Source organism: Desulfurella sp., assembly GCF_049977265.1.
GTDB lineage: Bacteria > Campylobacterota_A > Desulfurellia > Desulfurellales > Desulfurellaceae > Desulfurella.
In genome coordinates, this window is sequence record NZ_JBMFGQ010000041.1 from 1 (window position 1) to 12,027 (window position 12,027).

General features: G+C 32.4%; 16 protein-coding genes. 6 read left to right on the top strand and 10 right to left on the bottom strand.

Annotated elements, in window-relative coordinates; all coding sequences use genetic code 11:
• Positions 1–128: 128 nt before the first annotated feature.
• Genes ACP5FO_RS07375 through ACP5FO_RS07385 form a run of 3 tightly spaced genes read right to left on the bottom strand, consistent with a single transcriptional unit; the run spans position 129 to position 3,480 of the window.
• Positions 129–1,391: a hydroxyacid-oxoacid transhydrogenase gene (locus ACP5FO_RS07375; protein ID WP_428157283.1), complete on the bottom strand. Its 1,263-nt coding sequence runs from the start codon at positions 1,389–1,391 to the stop codon at positions 129–131.
• A gap of 9 nt (positions 1,392–1,400) precedes the next feature.
• Positions 1,401–2,693, bottom strand: coding sequence for an acetamidase/formamidase family protein (locus ACP5FO_RS07380; protein WP_428157284.1), 1,293 nt, complete (start codon positions 2,691–2,693; stop codon positions 1,401–1,403).
• A 13-nt stretch (positions 2,694–2,706) separates the two neighbouring features.
• Positions 2,707–3,480 carry an N-acyl homoserine lactonase family protein gene (locus ACP5FO_RS07385; protein ID WP_272978924.1) on the bottom strand — a complete coding sequence of 258 codons (774 nt, stop codon included), beginning with the start codon at positions 3,478–3,480 and terminating at the stop codon, positions 2,707–2,709.
• Between the two features lie 150 nt (positions 3,481–3,630).
• Between ACP5FO_RS07385 and ACP5FO_RS07390 the strand changes: the two genes are divergently transcribed.
• Genes ACP5FO_RS07390 through xerA form a run of 3 tightly spaced genes read left to right on the top strand, consistent with a single transcriptional unit; the run spans position 3,631 to position 5,475 of the window.
• Entirely contained in the window at positions 3,631–4,191 is a 561-nt protein-coding gene (locus ACP5FO_RS07390; RefSeq protein WP_428110586.1) for a D-sedoheptulose-7-phosphate isomerase, read from the top strand.
• Positions 4,179–4,664 carry a D-glycero-beta-D-manno-heptose 1-phosphate adenylyltransferase gene (rfaE2, locus tag ACP5FO_RS07395; protein ID WP_428110587.1) on the top strand — a complete coding sequence of 162 codons (486 nt, stop codon included), beginning with the start codon at positions 4,179–4,181 and terminating at the stop codon, positions 4,662–4,664. The genes ACP5FO_RS07390 and rfaE2 overlap by 13 nt, the downstream gene beginning before the upstream one ends.
• Positions 4,648–5,475 carry a site-specific tyrosine recombinase/integron integrase gene (xerA, locus tag ACP5FO_RS07400; RefSeq protein WP_428110588.1) on the top strand — a complete coding sequence of 276 codons (828 nt, stop codon included), beginning with the start codon at positions 4,648–4,650 and terminating at the stop codon, positions 5,473–5,475. Before rfaE2 ends, xerA begins: the two co-directional genes overlap by 17 nt.
• A 1-nt stretch (position 5,476) precedes the next feature.
• Here xerA and ACP5FO_RS07405 read toward each other — a convergent pair whose 3' ends face one another.
• Positions 5,477–6,136, bottom strand: coding sequence for a peroxiredoxin (locus tag ACP5FO_RS07405; protein ID WP_428110589.1), 660 nt, complete (start codon positions 6,134–6,136; stop codon positions 5,477–5,479).
• A 133-nt stretch (positions 6,137–6,269) separates the two neighbouring features.
• On the opposite strand from ACP5FO_RS07405, the gene ACP5FO_RS07410 reads away from it, so the two are divergent.
• On the top strand, positions 6,270–6,914 hold the full coding sequence (locus tag ACP5FO_RS07410; protein ID WP_428110590.1) for a CBS and ACT domain-containing protein: 645 nt from the start codon (positions 6,270–6,272) through the stop codon (positions 6,912–6,914).
• On the opposite strand, the gene surE is transcribed toward ACP5FO_RS07410, so the two are convergent.
• Positions 6,911–7,657, bottom strand: a complete 747-nt coding sequence (gene surE / locus ACP5FO_RS07415) for a 5'/3'-nucleotidase SurE (protein WP_428157285.1) — start codon at positions 7,655–7,657, stop codon at positions 6,911–6,913. The two genes, ACP5FO_RS07410 and surE, sit on opposite strands and share 4 nt — an antisense overlap.
• A gap of 109 nt (positions 7,658–7,766) precedes the next feature.
• Between surE and ACP5FO_RS07420 the strand changes: the two genes are divergently transcribed.
• Both ACP5FO_RS07420 and ACP5FO_RS07425 read left to right on the top strand, forming a co-directional pair.
• The gene (locus ACP5FO_RS07420; RefSeq protein ID WP_428110592.1) at positions 7,767–8,915 is read left to right on the top strand and encodes a glycosyltransferase family 4 protein; all 1,149 of its coding nucleotides are present in this window, start codon (positions 7,767–7,769) and stop codon (positions 8,913–8,915) included.
• Positions 8,887–9,495 carry an HAD family hydrolase gene (locus ACP5FO_RS07425; protein ID WP_428110593.1) on the top strand — a complete coding sequence of 203 codons (609 nt, stop codon included), beginning with the start codon at positions 8,887–8,889 and terminating at the stop codon, positions 9,493–9,495. Before ACP5FO_RS07420 ends, ACP5FO_RS07425 begins: the two co-directional genes overlap by 29 nt.
• Here ACP5FO_RS07425 and speB read toward each other — a convergent pair.
• The 5 genes from speB to ACP5FO_RS07450 all read right to left on the bottom strand — a co-directional run.
• On the bottom strand, positions 9,490–10,317 hold the full coding sequence (gene speB, locus ACP5FO_RS07430) for an agmatinase (RefSeq protein ID WP_428157286.1): 828 nt from the start codon (positions 10,315–10,317) through the stop codon (positions 9,490–9,492). The two genes, ACP5FO_RS07425 and speB, sit on opposite strands and share 6 nt — an antisense overlap.
• Positions 10,314–10,796 (bottom strand): pyruvoyl-dependent arginine decarboxylase, encoded by a 483-nt coding sequence (locus tag ACP5FO_RS07435; RefSeq protein ID WP_428110595.1) that lies wholly within the window; start codon positions 10,794–10,796, stop codon positions 10,314–10,316. The genes speB and ACP5FO_RS07435 overlap by 4 nt, the downstream gene beginning before the upstream one ends.
• Positions 10,793–11,191 (bottom strand): adenosylmethionine decarboxylase, encoded by a 399-nt coding sequence (speD, locus tag ACP5FO_RS07440; protein WP_025392184.1) that lies wholly within the window; start codon positions 11,189–11,191, stop codon positions 10,793–10,795. Before speD ends, ACP5FO_RS07435 begins: the two co-directional genes overlap by 4 nt.
• 110 nt (positions 11,192–11,301) lie before the next feature.
• Positions 11,302–11,817 (bottom strand): hypothetical protein, encoded by a 516-nt coding sequence (locus ACP5FO_RS07445; protein ID WP_428157287.1) that lies wholly within the window; start codon positions 11,815–11,817, stop codon positions 11,302–11,304.
• Positions 11,814–12,027, bottom strand: a 214-nt coding sequence (locus ACP5FO_RS07450) for a hypothetical protein (RefSeq protein WP_428157288.1), incomplete at its 5' end; no start/stop codon positions are given. The genes ACP5FO_RS07445 and ACP5FO_RS07450, both read right to left, overlap by 4 nt.

Here is a 12,027-nt window from a genome sequence, read left to right on the forward strand (position 1 = left end):
TGTTTTTGCCATCATGATTTCTTCTTCACTGCAAAATACTCTAGGATATTTAAATTCAGGCGTTAACATTTTGTAGTATTCTTTTGCTTCTGGCATAATTTCCTCCTTTTAAAGTCAAACAGCGTAAGCTACCAATTCTTTAAGCTTTTTTTGTAAATCTCCCTTATATTTTCAATCTTTACCGGCCTTGGACTGCATACAAGAAGCCTTTGAACCTGCATAGCAGACTGGGATAGTTCTTCTATGTCTTTTTCACTAAAGCCAACTGCTTCTATACCTGATGGAAAATCAATATCTTTCATTAATTCCACAACAGCTTCTTTTGCCAGATAAGCACCTTCTGTATCGCTTAAACCATCTGTATTTTTGCCCATTAGCTGCGCAACCTTTTTTAGTTTAGATGCACTTGTTGGTATAATAAACTCAAGTGCAGCTGGTGCTGTAACGCATACCGATATACCATGCGGTAACTGATGGTTTCTTCCAGCTAAAGGATATGCAAGAGAATGTGGTATATGAACACCTGCGTTTCCAAACGCGCCGCCTAAGTGAGCAGCCAAAAGCATATTGCTTCTTGCTTCTAAATCGTATGGGTTATGACAGGCTCTCCTTAGATATTTGCCAATAAGCTCAATGCTTTTTTCTACAAATAGATCAGAAACAGGGTTTGCACCAATATAGACTGGTCTTTTATCTGGAGAATCTGGTCTTATTCTTGCATAATATGGAAGAGCAGTATAAGCTTCTATTGAATGCAGCAATGCATCCATACCGGTAGAAGCAGTATAGTAGCTAGGAAGCGTTACAGTTAAAACCGGGTCAAGCAAAGCTAAACTTGGCAGTAAATACTGATGGGATATACCTACTTTAAGTTTTTCCTTTTCTAAATCAACAATAGCAACAGGCGTATTTTCGCTACCTGTACCTGCTGTTGTTGGAATTGCAATTAAAGGCTTAAGTGGTCCTGGTATGGTTTTGCCAAGACCTGTGGGTGGTGCTACATAATCTTTGAAGTCTTGCGTTGGGTATGTGGTGTAGAGGTTAAGCATTTTTGCTGTATCTATGGATGAGCCACCACCAACACCGACAAAAGCATCATACGTATTGCCTTTTATAGATTCGAGGCCTTTCATAAAAGCAGTGTCTATTGGTTCAACCGGAGAAGAGTCAAACACATCAAAACCAATACCAGCTTTTTCCAGGCTATCTTTTATAGTATTTAGTATATCTGTATTTTTGCTAATATTTTCATCTGTAACTATAAGAACCTTTTTTGCACCCATTCTTTTTACTTCATAGCCTACTTCACTTGCAACACCTTCGCCAAACTTTACCTGAACATTTCTGACAGTAAAAACACTGTCATTAGGAGAAAAATAGGATAAATTCATTTTAACCTCCTAACTTTCGTATTTTTTACAAACAATATCATATAAACCAGCGTTTTTTAACAAACTTATTGGTGCTAAAAAAGTAGCTGACACAGTACCTGGTAATCTACCTATTTCAATAGCACCTGTAATTGTGGCTCTATTTTTTACTTCAGGTATTGATATTCCTAAAACTTTAGACGCTCTTTGCAAAGCATTATCTGTTGCTTCATTTATATTGGCACCACTTCCAACAAAAGAAACAGGCAAAGATTCTTCAAGTTCAACCATACCCCATATAGAAGCTAGTTTTTTTGCAATATCTTTCTCCTGGCATGAAAATGGTTTTGCTAAATAAGGTAAATCTTCAATATTAGGTAAAATAATTGGTCCTTCAAGTTCGACATTTTTTAAAATCTCAACTTGAGTTACAATAATACCGGATACATCTGTTGTATGACCTGCAATTTCACCATCACCCTGCATAGCGTGCATATCACCAAAGTAAACTCCAGCGCCATCGATTTTAACAGGCGCAATTACTATAGCACCTTGCCTTACTTTATTAATATCCATATGACCGTCTGTGCGCAAAGATAATTGTTCTTTTTCTATAGCATATTCATGCGGTGCGCCTATTAAAAATTGGCCAAAATCTCCAGCATTATGAGAATCTGGCATGGCAATAGCAGGAAGCGTACCAAGCTGACCCATAAACGGCCTTAAGCGAGCAGTTAATCCTGCTATGTCGGATTGTGCAAAAACAACAATTGGATTTTGTATAGAATTATCAGGTATTTGCATATAATTTTTTGCATCTTTTGCAGCAATTTCTGCAGCATTTTTGTTAAGTGTTATACCTATTTTATAGTTTTCATCAAATGCTATTGTGTATCCATTTGTAAATTCAAAAGGAGCTATACTCTCGCCGCATACTTTACATTTTATGGCATCTTTACCAATCCCATCTATATAGGTTTCTGGGTATAAAGTGTTGCATTTTGGACATTTAGCTGCAACAAAAGGATCACCTATAAATCTACCTTCAATAGCTTTTTCATTTCCAGATGAAGTCACAATTGAAGTAACTTTTATTGAATGAATTTTTATCGCAACACTGTCACCTACTTTTGCACCTTCTATAAAAACAGGCTTTGTTACTTCATGACCACCTCTTATGGCTGGAGTTATCATTGGACCCCAACATCCCGGTGCAGTGTTTGCAATAATGTAACCACCATTTTGTAATGGACCAAGCATAGAAGCTTTTGGATCTAATATTCCATTTGTAAACTCATTAACAAATACAATTCTACCTGACATATAATCCTTCCTTTTACTCATAATATTCTGGTGCTAATTTTATTGTTTTAAAGAATTCAGGATCATGACCAAACCAGATTTCAGCATCTTCTGCTTTTGCAAGCTCACCCAGGGATTGTACAGAATATGCAGCATCTGCAAAGTTAAGTGCAAAGCCAGATGGTATGTTTTTTTCAAAGTTATCTTTTAAGTAAATAGAATCACCAGTAATAATTACGCTCTTGTGCTTTTTAAGTCTAACAAGAACACTTTGGTGTCCTGGAGTATGACCTGGAGTTGGAATAATAAATATTGCACCATTAAACATACTTCTGAAGCCTACAATAGGTTCCCACTTGATATTTGGATCTTTAATATCATTTTTGATATAGGCTGCATCCATTAATGGGTCAGGAAAAAATGCATACCTTAATTCGTTTAGCTGGACAATTACTTTAGCGTTTGGGAAAAACCTTGTGCTTCCTGCATGATCTAGATGAAGGTGTGTTTGTATGATATAGGAAATATCTTCTGGTTTTATACCAAGTTTGGATAGTGCTACAACTGGCTGTTCTTCTTCTTTCATAACCGGGTAGTAAACATTGATAATATCACCCCATGTACCTTGCGGATCCTTTATGCAACCTGGAGATATTCCGGTATCTATAAGTACTTTTGTGCCATCTATATCAACCATAAAATATGGCACAGGAATATCAAAAGGTTCACCAATACCCGTGTTGAATAAAAACTTTTCTTTAGTGGATTTTAAAATTCCACTACTGAATGCATACAATTTAACACTCATCTAAACCCCCTTTTAAAAAATACTTTTAAAATTAAAATATACCATAATTAACTAATTTCAATAAAAGATACAAAATTAATAACTTTATAAACAAAAATACTTGACCTTGTTATAATTTTAAAATATGATACATTAAAAAAGGGAGTTGTTATGGATTTTGTAGAACTGTGTAATCAAACCGCGCAAAGATTTTTTCAGTTACAAAATAGACAAAAGGAAATTGAAAATATTTCCACAGTTATATTTAATGCCTTAATCAATAACAATAAATTGTTGATTTTTGGCAATGGCGGCTCTGCAGCAGATGCACAACATATGGCAGCAGAACTTGTCGGCCGGTTTTTAAAAGAAAGAAAAGCCATAAGTGCAATTGCACTAACAACAGACACATCCATAATCACAAGCATTGCAAACGATTATAGTTTTGACAAAGTTTTTGAGCGTCAAATAGATGCTCTTGGTAAAAGAGGTGATATAGCCTTTGGTATATCAACAAGTGGTAACTCAAAAAATGTTTATTTAGCCATTAAAAAAGCAAACGAAATAGGTCTTACAACAATTGCGCTTTTAGGTAAAGATGGTGGTATAATAAAAGATATTGCCAAAATTAGCTTTATAGTTGATTCAAATTATACACCAACGATTCAGGAGTTGCATATCTTTATAATTCACAATATATGCAAAATCATAGAGGATTTATGGACAAAATAAAATCTTTCGAACAGATAAAAGAAATCATTGACAAACTAAAAGCCTTCAATAAAAAAATTGTTTTTACAAATGGCTGTTTTGATATCATTCACGCAGGTCATGTAAATTACCTTCAAAAAGCAAAGCAGTTAGGCGATATACTTGTTGTAGGTTTGAATTCAGACAAATCCGTTAAATCCATTAAAGGCGAAAAAAGACCAATTAACAATCAAGACGATAGAGCTTGCGTTTTAAGCGCATTTTATTTTGTTGACTATGTTGTAATTTTTGATCAAGACACACCATACGAACTAATCAAGATTATCCAACCGGATATTCTGGTAAAAGGCGCAGACTGGGAAGGCAAAAACATAGTAGGTAAAGATATCGTAGAAAAATCAAACGGCAAAGTAGTATTGATTGACTATTTAGAAGGCAAATCAACAACATCCATTATAGATAAAATTATTGAAAATTATGGATGTATTAAGTAAGTTTTTAGATTTTTTACTAACTAACTACCAATCTAAACATACAGTAAATTCGTACTTTATGGATGTTTGTCAATTCATTGAATACAAAAAGACCTATATTGTAAGCGAACAAGACATAAATGCCTATATATTATTTTTAAGTAAAAGCAAAAAAAGTCCGCTAACTATAAAGAGAAAACTATCTGCATTAAGTGTTTTTTACGATTTTTTAAAAAGAAGTGGAATTTACAACTTTAATCTTAGTGGTATTGTAAGACCAAAATCACCAAAATCTCTTCCAAAATTTTTAGATATAGACGAAACAATTGTATTTTTAGAAAAAATAAACTCACTTCGCGACAAAGCTATTATTTCTTTACTTTATTCAAGCGCACTTAGAGTTTCCGAGCTTGTAAATTTAAACATTGAAGACATTAATTTTTCAAACAAAACAATCGTAATAACAAGAAAAGGTAACAAACAAATGGGCGTTCCTGTAAGTCCAAAAACTATTGATATATTAAAAAATTATATAGGTGATAGAATCAATGGTCCTATATTTTTGAACAAATCAGGACACAGATTAACGACACGCTCTATTGAAAATATCGTAAAAAAGTATGCAAGAAAATCACTTTTAAAGGATATATCTCCTCATACATTAAGACATTCTCGAGCTACTCATTTATTAAATAATGGAATGGATTTGAGGATCCTGCAACGTTTTTTGGGGCACTCATCAATACTTGCAACGCAAGTTTATACGCATCTTTCGCTGCAGGATCTTATCAAAGCTTATGATGCATTTCATCCTTTAAACAAAAACGATTGAATCATTTTTTAAAGCATAAATACCAATCTATGCATTGGTAATTTTCATTTAGTCTTTGTTTTGCACCTTCTACTGTAAGTGGCGCTCCAACAATAACTTTTTCTTCGCTAAATTCCCAGGTTTGTTTGGAACTTACCCAGTTTGCAGGTGTGGCAATTTTATCAGAATCGGTTTTTTGCAAAGCTTCAAGAAGTCTGATAATTTCTTTAATGTTTCGACCGTTTGTTAATGGATAATACAAAATAGCCCTAATAATACCTTCTGGATCAATAAAAAATACAGCTCTAACAGTAGCTGATGCACTTGCTTTTGGATGTAGCATTCCATACAGTGAGGCTACTTTGCCCATTGGGTCACCTACCACAGCAAACTGTATTTTTTCATTCGCTTTTTCTTCGATGTTCATTATCCAGGAAATATGGGAATAAATTGAGTCCACAGAAAGCCCTAAAATTTCGCAGTTTCTTTTTTTAAACTCCTCGTACTCTTTATTGAAAGCAATAAATTCTGTTGTACAAACAGGTGTATAATCGGCAGGATGAGAAAAAAATACAACCCACTTTCCTTTAAAATCATCAGGAAAATTGATAGAACCTTTTGTTGTTTGTGCTTGAAATTCAGGTGCTTTTTCACCTATTAACGGTAATCTTTGCTCGTCCATATAAACCTCCTTAAAATAATTATCTTTTTTATTATTTTATTTATATATCTGTTTTATTTATATGTCAAGTAAAATTTTACTTGATATTTTCCAGAAATTAAGTTATTTTAATTAAAAAAATGGAGGTAGCAAAATGTTTGTAAAAGATTTCATGACAAAAAAAGTAATAACAGCACAAATTGATGAAAAAGTAAGCGATGCCATTACAAAAATGAAAGAAAACAAAATAAAACATTTACCTATTATGGATAATGATAAAATATTTGGTATTGTGTCAATTAAAGAAATAGAAGAATATTCTCCATCTAAAGCAACATCTCTTGATATATTTGAACTTCACTATTTACTATCTAAAATGACTTTGAAAGAAATTGCAAGAAGAGATGTTATAACAATAACTCCTGATGTAGCAATTGAAGAAGCTGGTGCAATAATGTACAAAAATAGAATTGGTTCACTGCCAGTTTTAGAAAATAACAAGCTTGTAGGTATTATATCAGATAGAGATATTTTTAAACTACTTATAAGCATAACTGCTGCTCAATCAAAAGGTATTAGAATATACACACAAATATCTGATACCGCAGGAACTATTGCCGAGATTACAAATATTATTAGCAAATTCAACACAAAAGTTCACACCATTTTTACTTGTTATGAAAATGCACCAAAAGAAAAAAGAAACGTTGTCATAAGGGCTACAGATGTATCTGATCTTAACGAATTAGAAAGTCAATTAACTAAAAAATATGGATCTGTGCTAATTCAAAAATTTTAATTTATTTGCATAAGTTTTTCTAAAAGCGCATAATTTGTTAAATCGGCTTTTATTGGTGTAATGGATACATAGTTGTTTTCCAGTGCCCAAAAATCAGTATTCTCAGAATTATTTGTTTTAATTAAATGACCGCCTATCCAAAAATAAGAGTTTTTTCTTGGATCCTGACGCTTAATAATATTTTCTTGATATATACGAGAACCTTGTTTTGTAAACTTCATACCTTTTATTTGATCCAATGGTTTATTTGGCACATTAACATTTAAAATTGTATTTCCATTTAAGTCTATACTTTTAATTATTTTTATAACTTTTTCAGCATAAAAAAAAGCACTGTCAAAGTATTTTGGTTCATCATCAATACATGCAAGGCTTATAGCAAAAGATTTTATACCAAGTAATCTTGCTTCAAATGCTGCTGCAACAGTACCAGAATATATTACATCTTCACCTAAATTTGCACCATCATTTACACCAGAAATTACCAGGTCAGGTAAATTATCTTTGTATAAATATCTGATTGCCATTAAAACACTATCTGCTGGCGTACCATCAATAGCATATACATTTTCCTGTACTCTTCTTAGCCTAAGGGGTCTGTGTAGAGTAAGAGAATGGCTTGAGCTGCTTCTATTTCTATCTGTAGTTACTACAAAAACTTCGTTTTTTTTTGATAAATATTCCTTTAGTTTACTTATACCATCGCTAAAAAAGCCGTCATCGTTTGTTAATAGTATTTTCATAAACAAACCCTTTGCATAACCTCTTATAATAATAATTTGCTTTATTGTCAAGAAAAATCTTGTACTCACCTTTAAAATACAAAAAAAATATGTTATAATAAAATGATATATGAAAAAAGTTTTGCTTGTATACAAAAAATTATCAAACTATGGCGGTACAGAACGCTATATTGTATATACAGCAAAAAAACTTATTGAAAAAGGTTGTAGCGTAAAGATTTTAACTTCGCAAATAAATGGCATAGATACATCAAAATTTGATATAAAGATATTAAAAGTCCCCCACTGGCCAAGCTGGCTAAAACTTGTAAGCTTTGCTGTTGCAAGCTACATTTATACAAAAAAAGCTAAAAAAGACAATTATATTTCTTATTGTTTTGGAAACAGCATCGGATGTGACATTTTAAGAGTAAGTGGTGGTGCCCATAAGTTTTATGTAAAACAAGCCTATTTAAGGCATACAAGCAAATTGTCATTAATGCTAGCTAAATTAAAACGGAACACTTCTTTATATCACTTTTTTTTACTCTATATTCAAAAAAAAGCCTTTACTAACAAAAATACAAAGTATTTTGTTGTTCCTTCTGAATTGGTCAAAAACCAACTGGTGCAAGGATACAATGTTGACAGCTCAAAAATTGTTATCCAGTATAATAAAATTGATTTAAGTAAGTATAATTCACAAAATAAAAATAAAGCTTTTTTACAAGCATTAAATCTAAATCCTGATAAATTTTATTTTTTATATGTATCTACAAACTTTTGGCTTAAAGGTTTTTCTTACCTTTTGGAAGCTTTTAGTATTGCAAGCAAAGACAGCAAATTTTTTGAAAAAGCTCACTTAATAGCTGTAGGTCAAGACAATATAAAAAAATTTCAAACAAAAGCAAAAAATATCAAATTAGATCATAAAGTATCATTTTTTGGCAAAAGAAACGATTTAGAAAACTTTTATAAATCCTCTGACTGTTTTGTTTATCCAAGTTTATATGATAGTGCAGGATTTGTAATAGAAGAAGCACTTGCCTGCGGTTTACCCACTATTGCAAGCAAATTTGCAGGCTACAGTGAGCTTGTAGAAAAATCTAAAGCTGGTGTTGTCATAGATCCTACAAATCTTAAACAATTTTCAAAAGCGCTACTGGATTTTTTCTACAAGAAAAACGATGAACTTGAGTTAATGTCTTGTAATGCATCAAACTTTATGTTACAATTAAATAAATTAGAAAATGAAGACATTTTTGGTAGATTTAGATAAAACTCTATACAAACCCCAAACTGGAGTATTTGACAATATAAACAAAAATATTAAAAAATTTATGATGCAATATTTAAATATGGAAGAAGAGTTTATAGAACATTTAAGATCTTTTTATGTAAAAACCTACGGTTCTACGCTTATGGGGTTAATCAAAAATTACAACATTGATCCTTATTTTTTTTTAGAATATGCACATAATGTAGATTTATCTTCTATCAATACAAATAATAATTTGAAAGAAAAACTTAAAAAAATAAATGGCAAAAAAATCATCTTTACAAGTGCACCCAAAAAACATGCTTTAAATGTTTTAGAACGCCTAGAAATCCTTAGTGAATTTAATGACATATTTGATATAATAGAAGCAGACTTTATAGCAAAACCAAATAAAGAACCTTACATTAAAATTATTAAAAAATTTCCTTCTTTGTTTTATACAATGATTGATGATATGGAACAAAATTTAATTACAGCAAAAATGTTTAAATTTAAAACAGTACTGGTTAATACAAAAAAATCTGATTGTGTAGATTTATGTGTTGAAAGCTTTGAAGAAATACCTATTGAGTTTTTATAAAAAACACAAGACTTCCCTTGCAACACTTGCTGCAACAATTGAAGAAACGCCGCTTGTGTCATATTGCGGAGATAGCTCGACTATATCGCAACCAACAATATTTAAAACACTTAGTTTTTTAAGACAATCAATTAGTTCTTTGTAAGTAACACCACCAGGCTCTGGTGTACCTGTGCCTGGGAAAATTGAAGGGTCTAATACATCTAAATCTATTGTTAGATAAACTGGCCTATCACCAATCCTTTCAACAAAATCTTGAGCTTTATCAAAATTAAACAAACATAAGTTTTCTTTTCTATATGGGAGATTTAGATCTGTGCTATTTAAACTTCTAATCCCAAGCTGGTAAACATTTTCAAAACCCACTATTTCGCAAACACGCCTAATTACACTGGCATGAGATAATTTTTCTGAGCGATAAGAATCTATTAAGTCACTATGAGCATCTAAGTGTACAATGGTAAGATTATCATATTTATTTACAAATGTTTTAATTAAGGGTAAGCTTATTAAATGTTCCCCACCAATTGATAAGAGCTTTTTCTTGTTTTTAATAAGCTTGTAGGAGAATTTTTCTATAATATCAAGGACAAGCTGTTTATCTCCAAATGGCAAAGGCATATCGCCCATATCACAAATTTTTTTTTCTCTTAAATCTTTATCAAAATATGGCGAGTAAGATTCTATACCGTATGAATTTTCCCTTATTGCGTTTGGAGCAAACCTTGAACCTGGCCTAAAAGAGGATGTGCCATCATAAGGCACACCCACAATAACAATTTGTGCTTTTTCAAAAGTTGAATTTGCGCAATAATAATTCATTTCCACCACAATACAACACAGGCAAAAGCACAACCATATTTTTCAACTGTGTGTTCGGCAGAAATACTGACAATTTTTTCTATTTCATAACCTCTTTTATCCATTCCCCATTTAGCCATTTCAATAACAACCCTTTCTGCCTCATTTTTTGAGATATCGTAGTTTTCGTATTCCATAATAAGACCATTTTTTGTTTTGTCTTTAGGTATTGCTGCTGCAACAGCTGCAGCAATTTTTTGTCCTTTTTTATCTGACACTATCGATGCATAAGCAACGGGCACTAGTGCACCCAATGGAAGCTTGATTTCTTCTTGATACTCGCAGTTTGGTGGCAAAATTGAACTCATTTTTACAAGGTTAGTATTTCCTACACCGCTTTCAAGTAAAGCTACATCAAATGCATTTAACAAAGTCAAGCCTTCTGCGTTAGAAGAAGAAAGCTTATAAATATTTGGAACACTTGAAAAGATGTCTATCATTGCTCTACCACCAAATTACATTGAGCTTTATAAGTAAAATGTTCTAAGTCGAGGACACCTCTTAAAACCTCTTGCTCTTTTGTGTAAAGTGGTTTGAGCAAATTCTTTAGATACTCATGTGCTTTCCATGGATCTGCAGAATCCCCGCATGTAAAAAAGTCTATTGCTGCATAACCATATTCTGGCCAAGTGTGGATCGCCAGATGAGATTCGGCAATTATAACTATACCGCTTACGCCAAAAGGCTGGAAAGTTCGAAAAGATGAAGAAATAACAGTAGCGTTTGCAGCTTTTGCTGCATCGTTCAAATACTTTTCCAAAGCAACCACATCATTTAAAATGTCTTTATCACAGCTAAAGTACTCCGCTAAAATATGCCTCCCGAGTGCCTTCACCCATGTGCCCTCCTTAAAACATAAAATTTTTTACTAGCTTTTAAAATGCTAGCAGCCTTTTTTAGCATTTATTTTAAAAATTGTCAATACCTTTTTAAAAATTTGCAAAATCACTGACCCAATGCATAAACAAAATCAAGACCTGATTTGTCAAGCTTTGTAGAATTTGTTGCATCTACAGAAACTGAATAATAATATTTTGCAGGACTTGAAGATGCAGCACAAGGTGGCGCAATAGTCGTAGATGTTATAGTAACATTTACAGTGTAATAATCACTGCTTGCATTAATCTTGCCAAAATGTATAACAAGGTCTGGGTTAGACTCTAAACATTTGCCCCAATACTGTATTGGATTTTCTCTTTTTGTTCTAAAGCATGTTTGATCATTTATATTGTAAGAATTATCTGGCAAACTTGGGTTTTGTCCCCAATATAGAGTATCTATTATAACCTCAGCACCACCAATTGCTGCATCGTGCGCACTTGCGTATTGCTTGTACATGCCACTCATTTTTGTCCCAGAAATGACAAGCCACATCAATGCACTAATTAGAGTCAATGCCATAAAACTAAGCAGTATCGCTACAATTAATGCTATGCCTTTTTGGTTTTTTAAATCTTTCATTGAACTAAATTCCTCGGTACTATTGATAAATTAATTGTTTTCCACTGGTAATGTACTTGATTGCCAGTTGGTGTAAAAGTGCTCAAAACACCCGTATCGCTATCGCCAAGACCGATTGTTTTAGAATTTGTATATTCTTGATTAAACTTTCCAGATTGTTGGAGTATAAATATTCTTATTTCTTGAGTGTTTTGAGCATCAATTTGACTA

Bases quoted from the DNA above. Each gene is read 5' to 3' on its own strand.
- ACP5FO_RS07435 (WP_428110595.1), bottom strand. From the start codon at position 10,796: ATGATAGACATCTTTTCAAGTGTTCCAAATATTTATAAGCTTTCTTCT.
- ACP5FO_RS07380 (WP_428157284.1), bottom strand. From the start codon at position 2,693: ATGTCAGGTAGAATTGTATTTGTTAATGAGTTTACAAATGGAATATTA.
- xerA (WP_428110588.1), top strand. From the start codon at position 4,648: ATGGATGTATTAAGTAAGTTTTTAGATTTTTTACTAACTAACTACCAA.
- surE (WP_428157285.1), bottom strand. From the start codon at position 7,657: ATGAAAATACTATTAACAAACGATGACGGCTTTTTTAGCGATGGTATA.
- ACP5FO_RS07410 (WP_428110590.1), top strand. From the start codon at position 6,270: ATGTTTGTAAAAGATTTCATGACAAAAAAAGTAATAACAGCACAAATT.
- ACP5FO_RS07390 (WP_428110586.1), top strand. From the start codon at position 3,631: ATGGATTTTGTAGAACTGTGTAATCAAACCGCGCAAAGATTTTTTCAG.
- ACP5FO_RS07405 (WP_428110589.1), bottom strand. From the start codon at position 6,136: ATGGACGAGCAAAGATTACCGTTAATAGGTGAAAAAGCACCTGAATTT.
- rfaE2 (WP_428110587.1), top strand. From the start codon at position 4,179: ATGGACAAAATAAAATCTTTCGAACAGATAAAAGAAATCATTGACAAA.
- ACP5FO_RS07445 (WP_428157287.1), bottom strand. From the start codon at position 11,817: ATGAAAGATTTAAAAAACCAAAAAGGCATAGCATTAATTGTAGCGATA.
- speB (WP_428157286.1), bottom strand. From the start codon at position 10,317: ATGAATTATTATTGCGCAAATTCAACTTTTGAAAAAGCACAAATTGTT.
- ACP5FO_RS07375 (WP_428157283.1), bottom strand. From the start codon at position 1,391: ATGAATTTATCCTATTTTTCTCCTAATGACAGTGTTTTTACTGTCAGA.
- ACP5FO_RS07420 (WP_428110592.1), top strand. From the start codon at position 7,767: ATGAAAAAAGTTTTGCTTGTATACAAAAAATTATCAAACTATGGCGGT.
- ACP5FO_RS07385 (WP_272978924.1), bottom strand. From the start codon at position 3,480: ATGAGTGTTAAATTGTATGCATTCAGTAGTGGAATTTTAAAATCCACT.
- ACP5FO_RS07425 (WP_428110593.1), top strand. From the start codon at position 8,887: ATGAAGACATTTTTGGTAGATTTAGATAAAACTCTATACAAACCCCAA.